This is a genomic window from Limnobaculum xujianqingii, from assembly GCF_013394855.1.
Classification (GTDB): domain Bacteria; phylum Pseudomonadota; class Gammaproteobacteria; order Enterobacterales; family Enterobacteriaceae; genus Limnobaculum; species Limnobaculum xujianqingii.
In genome coordinates this window covers 504842-519565 of record NZ_JABMLK010000001.1, presented here as the reverse complement: position 1 = coordinate 519565, position 14724 = coordinate 504842, and the positions used below count along the sequence as shown (strand labels likewise).

16 protein-coding genes are annotated in these 14724 nt (G+C 44.3%); 1 reads left to right on the top strand and 15 read right to left on the bottom strand.

All coding sequences use genetic code 11. The annotated features are described in order from the left end of the window. Positions 1-211: 211 nt before the first annotated feature. The 14 genes from GOL65_RS02050 to yceD form a co-directional block, all read right to left on the bottom strand. Positions 212-1345 carry an AAA family ATPase gene (locus tag GOL65_RS02050; RefSeq protein WP_140918563.1) on the bottom strand — a complete coding sequence of 378 codons (1134 nt, stop codon included), beginning with the start codon at positions 1343-1345 and terminating at the stop codon, positions 212-214. Continuing rightward, entirely contained in the window at positions 1342-2052 is a 711-nt protein-coding gene (locus GOL65_RS02045; RefSeq protein WP_140918562.1) for an RNA ligase family protein, read from the bottom strand. Before GOL65_RS02045 ends, GOL65_RS02050 begins: the two co-directional genes overlap by 4 nt. Before the next feature lie 325 nt (positions 2053-2377). Continuing rightward, positions 2378-3154 (bottom strand): metal-dependent hydrolase, encoded by a 777-nt coding sequence (locus tag GOL65_RS02040; RefSeq protein ID WP_140918561.1) that lies wholly within the window; start codon positions 3152-3154, stop codon positions 2378-2380. A gap of 28 nt (positions 3155-3182) precedes the next feature. Further along, positions 3183-4160 carry a DNA polymerase III subunit delta' gene (gene holB, locus GOL65_RS02035; RefSeq protein ID WP_140918560.1) on the bottom strand — a complete coding sequence of 326 codons (978 nt, stop codon included), beginning with the start codon at positions 4158-4160 and terminating at the stop codon, positions 3183-3185. Beyond that, on the bottom strand, positions 4157-4792 hold the full coding sequence (gene tmk / locus GOL65_RS02030; protein WP_140918559.1) for a dTMP kinase: 636 nt from the start codon (positions 4790-4792) through the stop codon (positions 4157-4159). Before tmk ends, holB begins: the two co-directional genes overlap by 4 nt. Positions 4793-4794: 2 nt before the next feature. After that, complete coding sequence (gene mltG, locus GOL65_RS02025; RefSeq protein WP_140918558.1) at positions 4795-5814, bottom strand: endolytic transglycosylase MltG; 1020 nt, start codon at positions 5812-5814, stop codon at positions 4795-4797. 139 nt (positions 5815-5953) lie between these two features. Next, positions 5954-7195: a beta-ketoacyl-ACP synthase II gene (gene fabF / locus GOL65_RS02020; protein WP_140918557.1), complete on the bottom strand. Its 1242-nt coding sequence runs from the start codon at positions 7193-7195 to the stop codon at positions 5954-5956. A gap of 83 nt (positions 7196-7278) precedes the next feature. Then, positions 7279-7515: an acyl carrier protein gene (acpP, locus tag GOL65_RS02015; protein ID WP_029095374.1), complete on the bottom strand. Its 237-nt coding sequence runs from the start codon at positions 7513-7515 to the stop codon at positions 7279-7281. A 152-nt stretch (positions 7516-7667) separates the two neighbouring features. After that, positions 7668-8402 carry a 3-oxoacyl-ACP reductase FabG gene (gene fabG / locus GOL65_RS02010; RefSeq protein ID WP_130591396.1) on the bottom strand — a complete coding sequence of 245 codons (735 nt, stop codon included), beginning with the start codon at positions 8400-8402 and terminating at the stop codon, positions 7668-7670. A gap of 33 nt (positions 8403-8435) precedes the next feature. Then, entirely contained in the window at positions 8436-9365 is a 930-nt protein-coding gene (fabD, locus tag GOL65_RS02005) for an ACP S-malonyltransferase (protein ID WP_140918556.1), read from the bottom strand. 22 nt (positions 9366-9387) lie between these two features. Then, positions 9388-10341 (bottom strand): beta-ketoacyl-ACP synthase III, encoded by a 954-nt coding sequence (locus GOL65_RS02000; RefSeq protein ID WP_140918555.1) that lies wholly within the window; start codon positions 10339-10341, stop codon positions 9388-9390. A gap of 6 nt (positions 10342-10347) precedes the next feature. Continuing rightward, a complete protein-coding gene (gene plsX / locus GOL65_RS01995) occupies positions 10348-11376 on the bottom strand; it encodes a phosphate acyltransferase PlsX (protein ID WP_140918554.1) in 1029 nt (342 codons plus the stop codon). 14 nt (positions 11377-11390) lie between these two features. Next, positions 11391-11561, bottom strand: coding sequence for a 50S ribosomal protein L32 (gene rpmF / locus GOL65_RS01990; protein ID WP_108899505.1), 171 nt, complete (start codon positions 11559-11561; stop codon positions 11391-11393). Between the two features lie 16 nt (positions 11562-11577). Then, entirely contained in the window at positions 11578-12099 is a 522-nt protein-coding gene (yceD, locus tag GOL65_RS01985) for a 23S rRNA accumulation protein YceD (RefSeq protein WP_140918553.1), read from the bottom strand. A gap of 385 nt (positions 12100-12484) precedes the next feature. On the opposite strand from yceD, the gene GOL65_RS01980 reads away from it, so the two are divergent. Beyond that, entirely contained in the window at positions 12485-13072 is a 588-nt protein-coding gene (locus GOL65_RS01980) for a Maf family protein (protein ID WP_140918552.1), read from the top strand. A gap of 94 nt (positions 13073-13166) precedes the next feature. On the opposite strand, the gene rluC is transcribed toward GOL65_RS01980, so the two are convergent. After that, on the bottom strand, positions 13167-14123 hold the full coding sequence (gene rluC, locus GOL65_RS01975; RefSeq protein WP_140918551.1) for a 23S rRNA pseudouridine(955/2504/2580) synthase RluC: 957 nt from the start codon (positions 14121-14123) through the stop codon (positions 13167-13169). Positions 14124-14724 lie beyond the last annotated feature (601 nt).

The following is a 14724-nucleotide window of genomic DNA, read 5'->3' as shown; positions in this document are numbered from 1 at the left end:
AATATTTATCCCTGACTATAGCCTCTGATGCCATCATTAAACAACCCGCCATATTAATGATATTTCATTATTTTATTCAATAAATCAGGTGATAACTCGATATAGCGTACGCCGCTGGCCAACACATGTTAAAACGAGAAGACAAAACATTAATTTTATCTTCTCGTTATTTTATTATCAGATTAATTTAATAATATCGAATGTATAGCGGCTATATGGAGATAGCTTCTGTCTGACCATCAATATAATAAATAACCTCATGCGCCTCTTCAGGTGCCGGTAATTCCAGTTTAGCCAACATACGATCCATCACCGCATCAGGTACTGCATATATACGTGCACTATTTTGCTGTTTCCATTTCACATAGGGCACTTCTATGTAGATTACCCTGACCCGAGCTTTATAACTAACTAACAGATTTATCAGCTGTTGGCGCATTTGGTGAGTAATATTAGTCGCATTCCAGACAAAATCTTCACCACGACGTAATTTCTCTCTTGCCAGTTGTTTAGCCTGTTGAACCACCCAGCCATTTGCCATTTTGTCATCAGGTGCAATACGATGTTGACGGCGAATATCATCCAGGCTGATTACTGGTAATCCAAAACAATGCTGCTGAATATAGCTGTCCTTTCCCATTCCCGGTAATCCGGATAACAACGTTACCTGACTTTGATAATCGTCATAAGGCTGATAGTCCAGCGGGGCATTATCGGTAGAAAAATAACGATATTTGGCCTCCGCAGACGGAAACTCTCGCCCTTGTCTCCAGCATTGTTGCTCATGACAATACAACTCAAATAGCTCAATACGGTTTAATAACTCCTTCGCATCAGTGCATTCCCGACCAAGCACATCCGCTTTGGCCAATAGCGTCAGCAACTGGTTATCTACCCGCAGTGATGCAGATAACAGTGATTTTTGTGGATCTTGTTTTTCCATAACCCACAAAGGTAACCCATGATAGCGCACCAGAGCGGCTATCATTTCTCGTATGGCAAAGGGTGCAGCGAGATCCTTAAACAGAATCTGACGAGCCGTAAGCTCACCTTTGCGGGCATGTCCTGGCGAAACAATACGTCCGTCGTAATCGATTCGGGTAGTGCTTCGCTTTTCCACATCGTGAAGCAGTGCTGCACTCCACAAAATTTCCTGCTGCAACGTTGGCAATTGCTGATATTCAGGTAATGACCTCAAAGCCTCCAGTACGCACTGAGTGTGTACGGACACATCCCCTTCGGCATGATGAATCGGATCTTGCATTACACCGCTCATATCAGCAACCCATAAGAAATTTTGCTGCAGGAATTGCCACGATTTGTCACGACTTAACATCCAGCTCATTTTGGCCCTCCTGCTGCATCTCGCTCATAATAAAGCGGGGCTTGTTGCCAGTTACTCTTCCAGTGAATATCGGTTTTAACGTGATTTTTTCGTACGTACTTAAATACATTATGAGAAAAATCCGTTACCGGATAAGCATCGCTATTGCGGGTAACAATTCCCTCCATCGAACAGGGCTGATGAGAATGGGTATCCCAGGATTCAAAATGGCTATTCTGACCTGCATGCTGAAGAATCAAACGACTAAACTCTGATTCACTGGTTGTTTCAACAATGTCTAATTGTGGAATACGAGGAAAATCAAACAGCTCGGCATAAAAACCGACTTCTTCCCAACTAAGCCACATATCTTTATAACGTACAGCAAACACAAAAAAATATTCCTCCAGCTTTTGGTACTCGATGGAGTGTATGGCATACAGATTTTCACCAAAAATCTCTATATCGCCTAAGTCATCTTTAATCAGTTGCCAACGTTGACGAATTTGCTGGGTCCAGGCCGATTGTGTCGGTGCGGCATGGGATCGGGCAAATACGCCATATTTATTCAGGCAGTTATTTTCACCATCCAATTTCTCGGTATGAACCAGATGAGATATATTTTCAATATCACGCCACCAATGATGGTTGATACGATCGTCACTGGTGGTTCCCGGAGAAAATGGATAATGGTAAGTTCTGCCATATTTTCTCGATTGCATATCCATAATGCTAATCCACTTTTCAGATGCACATTATTTCATTACGAGACTATCCGACATTGGTATTCCGCGGTTGCGGACTAACAGTAATCATTAATTAAAACAGATTCGTTGAAATAGTTATGCATAATTCATCCTACCCAAATGAGCAGATGATAAGGCGTAAAACAGAGGGATTTTAACGCGGTGATACTTGAAGGCGGGCGCATCTTAACAGGCTAAAGATGAATTTATCAACAGATTATGGATAAATATTATCACTGAATAAAAAAATAGTTGCCGGACAACCTTTTAATTACCGTCCGGCGAACCAGAATAATGACAATGCTAGTTACAGTGTAACGTTAAATAACTGACTAAAATTTTTGGTAGTGATTTCAGCAAATTCTTCCAGCTCAACCCGCTTCAATACTGCAAGATACTCCGCTACATCACGTACATACGCAGGCTGATTCTCTTTGCCCCGATGTGGCACTGGAGCCAGATAAGGTGAATCAGTTTCAACCAACATTCGGTCTAAAGGAACATAACGTGCCGCTTCACGTAAAGCGTCGGCATTACGGAAAGTAACTATGCCTGAAAATGAAATATAGAAACCGATATCCAATAGTTTTTTAGCGGTATCACAATCTTCAGTGAAACAGTGCAGAACGCCACCGCATTCATCAGCCTTCTCTTCTTTTAAAATAGCCAATGTATCCGTACGAGCATCGCGAGTATGAACAATTACCGGCTTATTTAATTCTCTTCCTACCTGAATATGCTGACGAAAACAGTTTTGCTGCAGTGGAATATTATCTTTTTGATAATAGTAATCCAGCCCGGTTTCTCCCAATGCTATTACTCGAGAGTCGTCAGCTAACGCCAGTAACTCTTTCTGTTGGTAAACTTCATCCAAATTTAATGGATGAACACCGCAGGAAAGAAATACTTCATCATGTCCTGCCACCATCTGTTTCAACTTTTTAAACCCGGGCAGCGTAGTAGACACCGCCAGACAGGCTTTAACATCACGCATTCTTGCCTGCTGAAGTACGCTGGCAAGGTCTGTATGTAACCCTGCGTAATCCAGGCCATCAAGATGGCAATGTGAATCAACTAAATACATAGGAATATTAACTCATTAGAATGGACAATCAGGCCAGTAGGCTATCGGCTTGATTTAGCATATTGGTCAGTAATAACTCTTTGTTTACGCCGGCAACGCTTAACAGTTCATATCGACAGTTTAACCAATCCTTTGCCAGCTGATTAAACACCGACGTTGAACCCATTGTGGCCAGTCGCTGAATTAGCGATATGCAATCCTGATTTACCACAAAACTCGCAGCCCCTTGTTGATATTTGACCACATCCAGTAACAGGGAAACTGCCCAATGGATTCGCTCATTTGCATTGTCATGATTAAGCTGTGGTAAAAATGACAATAAATCCCGCTGAGAGAACGCACTATCTAATCCCTGACATACTGCATCTCTCTGTTTCCAAACCTCAGTGGTCAGCAATTGCTGTGCCGCCAATGGCGCGCCATGGCTAAGGCGTAACGCTGTTTTCAGGCTATCCGGCTGCCCTGCATTCTGTCGTGATAACCATTCAATGCTGAATGCCTCATTTGGGCAGCTCAGAGTCCACAACAAACAGCGGCTACGTATGGTTGCCGGTATTTGCGAAATTTCATGACTGGCTAATAAAAAATAGGTGCCTTCCGGCGGTTCTTCAAGTGTTTTTAATAAAGCGTTGGCCGCAGCTTCACTAAGCAATTCAGATTGCGTAAACCAAACCGCTTTAACCCCACCTTGTTGTGCATGGTTATACAAAGTTTCAGTCAGTTGGCGAATTTGATCGACACCAATGGCGGTTTTTCCTTTTTCAGGTTCAACTACATGCCAATCCGGATGCGTGCCAGCTTTCATTAAATTGCAGTTATGGCAAACGCCACAGGTTTTTTCCCCCTGCGGTGCCTGACACATTAGCCAACGACCCAGCGCCTGAATTAATAACTCATCACCACATCCGGGAACGGATTGTAATAATAGTGCATGATGCTTACGCTCAGAGGCATATTGAGCCACCAACTGTTTATAGGCGGGCGTTAACCATGGATACCAAATCACTTACGGCTCTCCAGCCAATGGTTCATCGCAGTTTGAATACTGGCGGTAACTTTCTCTAATGGCTGAGAAGCATCAATTGTCACAATAGATGGGTCAGCTTGTGCCAGTTCAACATAACGTTGACGTGTACGTTCAAAAAAAGCCAGTGACTCTTTCTCGATACGATCCAATTCACCACGGGCTCTGGCGCGTTTTAATCCAGCTTCCGGAGGAATATCCAGATATAACGTCAGATCCGGACGAAAGTCTCCCAGTACGGTATCTCTCAGGGTTATCATCAGTTGGTTATCAATTCCCCGACCGCCGCCCTGATAAGCCTGAGAAGAGAGATCGTGGCGATCGCCTACTACCCAATCACCACGACTTAACGCTGGTTTAATCACATTCTCAACCAACTGAACCCGGGAGGTATACATCATCAAAAGCTCTGCTTTATCTGTCAGAACTTCATCACCAACGCCCTGCTTTACCAGTTCTCGTAACTTTTCTGCCAGAGGTGTTCCCCCTGGCTCACGGGTAAAAACAATATTTTGGATACCGCTGTCGCGCAGTGCTTTAACCACTGTATCCCGGGCGGTAGTTTTACCTGCGCCTTCCAGCCCTTCGATAACAATGAATTTACCTTTGGTCATGCCTATTTTCCTGCTCGTAAAGTCTTGAGGTAAACCTGTACTGCCTGATTATGGCTCACCAGATTAGTGGTAAATGTGTGTCCACCTTTGCCATCTGCAACAAAATAGAGATATGGCGTTTTTGCAGGATGGGCGGCCGCTTTCAACGAGGCTAATCCCGGCATAGCGATTGGCGTTGGTGGTAAACCGCCAATCACGTAAGTATTATATTCGGTCGCTGTAGTCAGATCTTTACGGGTAATATTTCCATTATATTGCTCACCCATACCATAAATAACCGTCGGATCAGTTTGTAACTTCATACCGATACGCATCCGATTAATAAACACCGATGCAACCTTATCTCTTTCAGAGTCTAATGCCGTCTCTTTCTCAATAATCGATGCCATAGTCAGCATTTCGTATGGTGTCTTATACGGAAGATTCTCTTCTCTGCCAGCCCAGGCTTCATCAAGTGCTGTCTTCATTCGTGAATAAGCACGTTTTAGTACCGCCAGATCGCTGGTTTCCGCCGTGTAATTATAAGTATCAGGATAGAGCCAACCTTCCGGATGTTCAGGATCTTGAATTCCTAACTTCTCCGCAATCTCTTTATTCGTTAAACCATGAAGGGTGTGCTGTAAAAAATTGGCATCGGCTAACAGAGGTATCCAGTCTTTCATTCGGGTACCTTCAATAAAGCGAATCGAGAATTGAGCTTCACGACCGGAACGCAACAGCAGTAATAGCTGTTTTAACGTCATTCCCGGAGTAACCTGATAGGTACCGGCCTTAAATCCACCCAGTTCTGGCTGTACTCGCAGTAACCACGGGAAAGGCTTAATCTCATCAATCAGTTTTTTATCAACCAGCAACTGTGCCAGACCCACACGTCCGGTTCCTGCTGGCAGCGTAAAGTAGGTTTCCTGCTCAATATTCAGCGGTGTCTCTGCATATTTCTGTAGCCATTGATACCCGGCAAATACACCGGCGGCTCCAGCCAGTATTAAGATTGCAAAGATCCCTAAAATTTTTTTCTTCATTGCCCTGGCCATTCCCTTCAAGCGTGTTTCTGAAACGTTTTGGTCGTTTAACAAGATTATCCTGATTTTATAAGCAAAACGGCCCGGTGAATATACCAGGCCGTTTATTTACTCATTACAGAACTTATTTATTCTGGCATTACACTTTACGGAACAGTACAGAACCGTTAGTACCACCAAAACCAAATGAGTTACATAATACGTACTCCATTCCTTTTACCTGACGCGCTTCATGAGGAACAAAATCCAAATCACAACCATCATCCGGATTATCCAGGTTGATGGTTGGCGGAATCGCCTGATCGCGTAAAGCAAGGATAGAGAAAATTGATTCGACTGCACCGGCCGCACCCAACAGGTGGCCCGTCATCGATTTGGTTGAGCTTACCAGAACACGCTTCGCATCTTCTTTGAAAATAGTTTTCACCGCTTGCGCTTCAGCTTTATCGCCTGCGTTAGTGGATGTTCCGTGTGCATTAACATAACCAACTTGTGACGGCGTCACATTAGCATCACGTAGCGCATTTTCCATCGCTAATGCTGCCCCTGCGCCATCTTCTGGTGGTGATGTCATATGATAAGCATCGCTACTCATACCAAAACCAACGATCTCAGCATAAATTTTTGCGCCACGCTTCCTGGCATGCTCATACTCTTCCAGCACCATAATACCGGCACCATCACCCAGCACGAAACCATCACGGTCTCTGTCCCATGGGCGGCTGGCAGCCTGAGGATTATCGTTACGGGTAGATAACGCACGAGCCGCGCCAAATCCACCCACTCCCAGAGGAGTACTGGCTTTTTCGCCACCGCCAGCCAGCATCACATCAGCATCGTTATGCGCGATGATTCTCGCCGCATGACCAATGTTATGCACGCCAGATGTACATGCCGTTGCAATAGAGATACTTGGGCCTCTTAATCCATAAATAATGGACAGATGACCAGCAATCATATTTACAATGGTTGAAGGTACAAAGAATGGGCTTACTTTACGTGGACCGCCAGACATCAATGCGCTGTGGTTTTCTTCAATTAAGCCAAGGCCACCGATACCGGAACCGATAGCAGCACCAATACGTGGTGCATTTTCTGCTGTGACTTCAATACCGGAATCTTTCATGGCCTGGATGCCAGCAGCAATACCGTATTGAATAAAAGGGTCCATTTTTCTGGCATCTTTGCGAGAAATGTACTCTTCACAGTCAAAACCTTTAACTAAACCAGCAAAACGCGTTGCGTAGGCGCTAGTATCGAAATGGTCTATTAGGCTGATACCACTCTGCCCGGCAAGGAGAGCCTTCCATGTAGTCTCTACAGTGTTGCCGACAGGGGATAACATGCCCATTCCAGTCACTACAACTCGACGCTTAGACACGTTGAATCCTCCAGAGGGGGAATGATTTGTATATGGAAATGAGAAAAACTTAGGCGGTCGAATGACCGCCTAGATATGTCTGATTACGCGTTAGCAGCAGTGATATAATCAATCGCTGCCTGAACAGTAGTAATCTTCTCTGCTTCTTCGTCTGGAATCTCAGTATCAAACTCTTCTTCCAGAGCCATAACCAGCTCTACGGTGTCAAGAGAATCAGCACCCAGGTCTTCTACGAAAGAAGCTGCGTTTTTGACTTCTTCTTCTTTAACACCCAGTTGTTCAATAATGATTTTCTTAACACGTTCTTCGATAGTGCTCATACTCTTAAATTTCCTATCAAAACTCGCTAACGCGATGGTTTTCGTAGTTTATTCAATGTTGAAAAAGATGCAACCAAATATCGGCTGGTCGAACCACAATTTTAAACTATTTAGCTAAATTTAGCGCAAATTGCTTAAAAAAAGTGCGATTCTTAAAGCATATACATGCCACCATTCACATGTAAGGTTTCACCCGTAATATATCCAGCTTCATCAGAGGCTAAAAATGCAGCAGCGCTGGCTATCTCTTTTGCTTCGCCCAAGCGGTTAGCTGGGACTTGTGACAAAATGCCTGACCGTTGTTCATCTGTCAATGCACGCGTCATATCAGTTTCAATGAAACCTGGTGCAATAACATTGACAGTAATGCCTCTTGAGGCAACTTCACGCGCCAGCGACTTACTAAAACCAATAATGCCAGCTTTAGCCGCAGCGTAGTTTGTCTGCCCTGCATTACCCATTGTACCAACAACTGAGCCAATAGTAATTATCCGACCATAACGTTTTTTCATCATCGCACGCATAACTGCTTTTGATAATCTGAAAACGGACGTCAGATTGGTGTCAATAATATCTTGCCACTCGTCATCTTTCATACGCATTAACAGGTTATCACGGGTAATACCCGCATTATTGATCAGAATGTCGATTTCACCAAATTCAGCACGAATAGTCTCGAGCACAGATTCAATAGATGCGGAATCAGTCACATTTAGCGCCAATCCTTTTCCATGAGTGCCCAAATATTCGCTAATCGCTTCAGCACCTTTTTCTGTTGTTGCTGTGCCAATAACACGAGCACCTTCAGAAACCAGTTTTTCAGCGATAGCTTTGCCGATACCCCGGCTTGCGCCAGTGACCAGTGCAATTTTTCCGTCTAACTTCATGCATTTCCCCTTTAGGATAAACTCGTTTCCGGCTTACAGTTCCAGAGCACTTTGTAAGCTGGCTGGATCGTTAACCGCAGCGGCTGACAAGGTATCTACAATGCGCTTGGTTAATCCGGTTAAAACTTTTCCAGGGCCCATTTCCAACAGGAATGTCACCTGTTCGGTTGCCATATGTTCAACGGTTTCGGTCCAGCGAACCGGACTATACAACTGGCGAACCAATGCGTTGCGAATTGCTTCGCCATCAGTTTCAGCTTTAACATCAACATTATTAATGACAGAAATTTGTGGTGCGTTGAAGTTAACTGATTTTAATGCTTCAGCCAGTTTATCTGCTGCCGGCTTCATCAAAGCACAGTGTGACGGTACGCTAACTGGTAGCGGCAGAGCACGTTTAGCACCCGCAGCCTTACAGGCAGCTCCGGCACGCTCAACAGCCTCTTTATTACCAGCAATGACCACCTGACCCGGTGAGTTGAAATTAACCGGAGAAACTACCTGCCCTTGAGCTGATTCTTCGCAAGCTTTCGCGATAGCTTCATTATCCAGACCAATAATGGCATACATCGCGCCGGTACCTTCAGGCACAGCGTCTTGCATCAATTTACCGCGCAGTTCAACCAGTTTAATGGCATCTTTAAAATCTAATACGCCAGCACATACCAAAGCGGAATACTCACCCAGACTGTGACCAGCTAATACTGAAGGCTGTTTACCGCCCTGTTGTTGCCAAACGCGCCAGATAGCAACGGAGGCAGCTAACAGTGCCGGTTGAGTCCGCCATGTTTTATTCAGTTCAGTATCTGGCCCTTGTTGTACCAGTGCCCAAAGATCGTAGCCCAGTGCTTCAGAAGCCTGAGCAAACGTCTCCTGAACTACCGGAAACTCTTCAGCCAGTGCGGCTAACATACCTACGGTTTGTGAACCCTGCCCCGGAAATACGATTGCAAATTGACTCATAATTATTTTTCCAGATCTTAACTTAAAAACGAATTAGTGCTGAGCCCCAGGTGAAACCGCCACCAAAGGCTTCCAATAAAATAAGATGGCCACGTTGAATACGCCCATCCCGAACGGCTTCGTCCAGCGCCGCAGGCACTGAAGCTGCCGAAGTGTTACCATGGCGATCAAGCGTAATAACCACTTTATCCATTTCCATACCGAGTTTTTTCGCGGTCGCGGAAATAATTCTGAAGTTAGCCTGGTGAGGAACCAACCAGTCCAGTTCAGACTTATCGATATTATTGGCATTAAGGGTTTCATCAACAATGTGGGCCAGCTCTGTCACCGCCACTTTAAACACATCGTTACCCTTCATCGTCAGATAATCAGGCTTGGAAGGATCAACACGATCGTGATTAGGTAAAGTTAATAACTCACCATAACGACCATCGGCATGTAAATGAGTAGAAATAATTCCTGGCTCATCGGATGCACCCACCACGATCGCACCGGCTCCATCACCAAACAGAATAATGGTACCGCGATCTTCGGGATCCAGCGTGCGACTTAGCGCGTCAGAACCGATAACCAACGCGGTTTTAACAAAGCCAGTTTTAACATACTGATCCGCAACGCTAATTGCGTAAGCAAAACCAGCACAGGCGGCAGCAATATCAAATGCTGCTGCATCTTTAATGCCTAAATATTTTTGCACTTCACAGGCTGCGCTGGGGAAAGCATTGCTTGATGATGTGGTTGCAACAATAATCAACCCAATATCATCTTTATCGATCCCTGCCATTTCGATCGCTTTATCAGCGGCGTGGCATGCCATGGTTGCAACGGTTTCATCCGCTGCCGCAATATGACGTTGGCGAATCCCTGTACGGGAGACAATCCACTCATCTGTTGTATCTACCATCTGCTCTAGATCGGCATTGGTACGCACTTGTACAGGCAGATAGCTGCCGGTACCGAGAATTTTTGTATACATGGACGATCATTCACTCTTAGGTAATACAGCCTGAAGGCGAGCAGCAATTTGCGTAGGAACCTGACGTTCCACTGCCTGCACTGCCTGCTCAATGGCTACGGTGAAAGCCTGTTGGTTTGCTGCCCCATGACTTTTAATCACGGAACTGCGTAATCCTAACAGACAGGCACCATTATATCGATCAGGATTTAAATGGCCGAAACGTTTAGAAAGACTCTTTTTAAACCAGTAACTGATTAATTTCATCCACCATAATCGTTTCCGCTTCCCTGACGACAGTAATGAAAGGAATACTCTGACTACGCCTTCCAGTGTCTTTAACGTAACGTTACCGACAAAACCGTCGCATACTAACACATCCGTTTCGCCAGTCAGAAGATCGTTACCTTCAAGATAACCGATATAGTTTATCTGTTGAACATTCCGGAGTATAGCCGCAGCAGCCTGAATATTATCAAGGCCTTTCGTCTCTTCTTCACCTATATTCAGTAGCGCCACTCGTGGGTTGTTAATCTGCAGAATTTCCTCTGCCATTACTGCCCCCATTACAGCAAACTGAACCAGCATGTCACTGTCACACTCAACGTTGGCACCTAAATCCAGTAACAACGTTTTCCCCCCTTTCTGATTTGGCAAGGCGGTCACCAATGCTGGGCGATCAATACCATCCAGAGGTTTAAGCATCATTTTGGCTAACCCCATCAAGGCACCGGTATTTCCGGCACTAACACAGGCCTGAGCTTCACCCTCTTTTAGCAGTTCCAGCGCAATACGCATAGATGTGCCTCGACTATTACGAATAGCCTGAGAAGGTTTGGCATCATTAGCCACCATGAGTTCTGCGGGAATAAGCTGAAGACGTTCAAGAATAGTTGAGTCACATTGATTAAGATGTGGCTGAATATCCGATGGATTACCAACTAATTTGATATTGAGTGCGGGATTAGAAGCCAATGCCTGCAAGGCTGCAGGCACTGTTACGCAGGGACCGAAGTCCCCGCCCATAGCATCTAACGCAATGGTTAGACGAGACAAGGGATCACCAGTGATTATTTAGTGATAACCTTGCGGCCACGGTAGTAACCGTCAGCGGTGATGTGGTGACGCAGGTGAGTTTCACCTGAGACTTTATCCACAGATACTGCAGCTGTAGTCAATGCATCATGTGAACGACGCATGCCACGTCTTGAACGGGTACTTTTGTTCTGTTGTACGGCCATCGACCTTACTCCTCGGTTACTTTTGCTTTAAACTGGCTAATACGGCAAACGGATTTGGTTTTTCCGCCTCTGGCGGTAGTTCACCAAAACTCATGTCCGCTTCGGACACTTCACAGTGTTCATATTCATGAACCGGCGCTATTGGCAATGAAAGAATAAGTTCATCTTCAATTACTGCCAGCAGATTGATTTCGCCAAACTCATCGACTTCAATCGGCTCGTAGCCTGCCGGTAATGCTTCTGCCTGCTCATCATTCTTGACCGGGCTGAAACAATACGTTGCGTGAATAGTGTAAGGAAAATTGCCATTACAACGCTGACACATCAAGGTTACGGGAACCGTGGCCTGCCCTGTAATCACAACTAATCGCTGATTATCAATATTAAATGATAATTCAGCTTCAACATCACCATCCACACTTACTACTGACTCTGCTAACCGCTGGGCTTGAGCGCCTGAATAGATACCTGAGTAATCCAGACTTTTCTGAGCCGTACGGAGCGGATCAATAGTTAAGGGTAATTTTACCTTTTGCATAGGGCGCGCATATTATCGTTGTCATGGCTGATAGTCAAAGGAAATGCACGCAAATAACGTGCTTTTAACGATCTCAGCTTTTTTGAGTGGGCATAGTTTAAAGCAGCCGGAGCGGTTTCGCTATGGTTTTAATAAAAATTAAACACGCAACAAAAACCATATTACCCATTGATTTATAGAGTAAAAAAACCATCACTCACATTATGTAATGAATTAATAAACTTTGTTGTATGGGATAAATAATGTTAATTACCAATAACGAGTGATTAATTAACAACCATATTTCATTGCTAATAAATATTCGCCCTATCCTATTTATGGCTAAACAATGAATTATCTTTATTATGTTTGTTTAAACACACTCGACGCGTTTATACGAAAAAATATGACAAAACTCATTTTGGCCTCAACCTCACCTTACCGTCAGGCCCTGTTGGAAAAACTGGGACTTCCTTTTATTTGTGTTGCACCAGAAGTGGATGAAACACCTCAGATAAATGAATCTGCAGAAGCGTTAGTTATGCGACTGGCAACCAGCAAAGCTGAAGCTGTGGCTAAAAATAATCCGGACAGTTTAATTATTGGTTCCGACCAGGTATGCGTGTTAAACCACCAAATTACCGGGAAACCGCTTAACAGAGAAAATGCTATCGCTCAGCTAACTCAAGCCAGCGGACAATCGATTACCTTCTATACCGGCCTTTGCTTATATAACAGTCATAACCAGCAGGCAGAGGTTATATGTGAACCTTTTACGTTTTTTTTTCGTCATCTCAGTCAAAAAGAAATAGAAGTCTATGTTGATCAAGAGCAACCATGGTATTGCGCAGGAAGTTTTAAATCAGAAGGATTAGGCATTGTACTGTTTGAACGATTAGAGGGACGGGATCCGAATAGTCTGATTGGGCTTCCTTTAATTGCCCTTAATCATATGTTGATAAAAAATGGTATCAACCCATTAAATCGAAAATAAAGCGTGACAGCGTCACCAGTATTGATTTCAATAAATTTTCTATTCGCACTTTTGCGGTTTAATCAAACAACAAAAGTGCGAGCCATCAGAAGAATTAAGACTTTTGCGCCCGTAATGCGATTAAACAGCGATGAAGTGTTTTATCCATCGGTGCTTCTATTCTCATGGTTTCGCCGCTAGAGGGATGTTCAAAACGCAAACTGGCCGCATGAAGGAACAAACGATTTAAACCGGTATGTTCAAGCTGTCGATCAAATTCCCGATCGCCGTAGCGATCGTCAAAAGCAATAGGATGACCAGCATGCAAAGTATGAACGCGAATTTGGTGGGTTCTACCTGTTACCGGACTGGCCTTAACCAGCGTTGAAAACTCAAAGCGCTCTTCTACTTTAAAGCGCGTTTCTGAAGGTTTACCTTCCGCATCAACACGAACGATTCGTTCACCGCTCTGCAAGACGTTTTTCAGTAAAGGAGCTTGTACCACTTTACAATGGGATTGCCATTGACCCCGGACCAACGCCAGATAATCTTTTTGCATAGTTTTTAAGCGTAATTGCTCATGCAATGAACGCAATGCTGAACGCTTTTTTGCTACCAGCAAAACACCGGATGTTTCACGATCCAAGCGATGAACCAGCTCAAGAAATTTAGCGTCTGGTCGAAGCGCTCTTAAGCCTTCTATTACACCAAAGCTCAAACCACTTCCGCCATGAACTGCGGTTCCTGAAGGTTTATTCATCACCAGAATATGATCGTCTTCATAAAGAATGCAGTGTTCCAGTGCAGCAACTTTATCTAATTTGGCTGAAACTACAGACTCTTCACGTTCAGCCACTCTAACGGGAGGAATTCGGATAATATCGCCGTCTTCCAGCTTATATTCCGGCTTAATACGTTTTTTATTTACGCGAACCTCACCTTTACGCAGCACACGATAAATCATACTTTTTGGCACGCCCTTCAGCATGGTTCTCAAAAAGTTATCAATGCGTTGCCCTGCCGTATCGGCAGTAATGGTGACAGTTTGTACAGTTGGTTGATTTGTTTTCATAACGCTGATTCTAGCACGATCATTTTTTGCTAAATATGCCTTATTAACCTGTTTTAATGACTACACTTAACAATAGTGCTATTTGAGCTGAAAAATAAATAAGATACGTGTTGCAAGTATGCCATCGTATTCAGGCATGTAAGCCTCTGTCGGCGTTAACTTTAACACGTTTTTTACATTATTACGCATCTGAGTAAAAGTCACCTTGCCATAATGCAGTTGGCAGTTGATAATGTGGCTGATTTTCTACCCTGACTCACTTTAAAGTGAGATAACAGGGAAAAAATGAATTTGCAGATAGCTCAAGTAGTGCAGCAATGGCGTAAGACGCATTGAGTATCAGGCAATTAGCGAGCTACGGGTAGTGGCCTGGATAGTATAAAGGGACCCGATTTCCACAGATTTCAGGAACGGCTTTCCCCGATAAAAAGCGCTGTTTTCACAAAGAAATACAGGCTTACCGAGATAATGCGCCCCTGTGCAGGCGACAACCGTGAGGTTGACGATTTTGCGATAAGACTCGGGGCCGTCGGTTAACGCTGTCCATCAGTTCCTCTATGCGTAGACTCAATTGACAATGTAAAAAAATGAGTATTTTTTA

What these genes read in the sequence shown, in the direction of transcription:
- GOL65_RS02050 (WP_140918563.1), bottom strand. Translation starts at nt 1,345, where the DNA reads ATGAGCTGGATGTTAAGTCGTGACAAATCGTGGCAATTCCTGCAGCAA.
- GOL65_RS02045 (WP_140918562.1), bottom strand. Translation starts at nt 2,052, where the DNA reads ATGGATATGCAATCGAGAAAATATGGCAGAACTTACCATTATCCATTT.
- GOL65_RS02040 (WP_140918561.1), bottom strand. Translation starts at nt 3,154, where the DNA reads ATGTATTTAGTTGATTCACATTGCCATCTTGATGGCCTGGATTACGCA.
- tmk (WP_140918559.1), bottom strand. Translation starts at nt 4,792, where the DNA reads ATGACCAAAGGTAAATTCATTGTTATCGAAGGGCTGGAAGGCGCAGGT.
- mltG (WP_140918558.1), bottom strand. Translation starts at nt 5,814, where the DNA reads ATGAAGAAAAAAATTTTAGGGATCTTTGCAATCTTAATACTGGCTGGA.
- acpP (WP_029095374.1), bottom strand. Translation starts at nt 7,515, where the DNA reads ATGAGCACTATCGAAGAACGTGTTAAGAAAATCATTATTGAACAACTG.
- fabG (WP_130591396.1), bottom strand. Translation starts at nt 8,402, where the DNA reads ATGAAGTTAGACGGAAAAATTGCACTGGTCACTGGCGCAAGCCGGGGT.
- fabD (WP_140918556.1), bottom strand. Translation starts at nt 9,365, where the DNA reads ATGAGTCAATTTGCAATCGTATTTCCGGGGCAGGGTTCACAAACCGTA.
- GOL65_RS02000 (WP_140918555.1), bottom strand. Translation starts at nt 10,341, where the DNA reads ATGTATACAAAAATTCTCGGTACCGGCAGCTATCTGCCTGTACAAGTG.
- rpmF (WP_108899505.1), bottom strand. Translation starts at nt 11,561, where the DNA reads ATGGCCGTACAACAGAACAAAAGTACCCGTTCAAGACGTGGCATGCGT.
- yceD (WP_140918553.1), bottom strand. Translation starts at nt 12,099, where the DNA reads ATGCAAAAGGTAAAATTACCCTTAACTATTGATCCGCTCCGTACGGCT.
- GOL65_RS01980 (WP_140918552.1), top strand. Translation starts at nt 12,485, where the DNA reads ATGACAAAACTCATTTTGGCCTCAACCTCACCTTACCGTCAGGCCCTG.
- rluC (WP_140918551.1), bottom strand. Translation starts at nt 14,123, where the DNA reads ATGAAAACAAATCAACCAACTGTACAAACTGTCACCATTACTGCCGAT.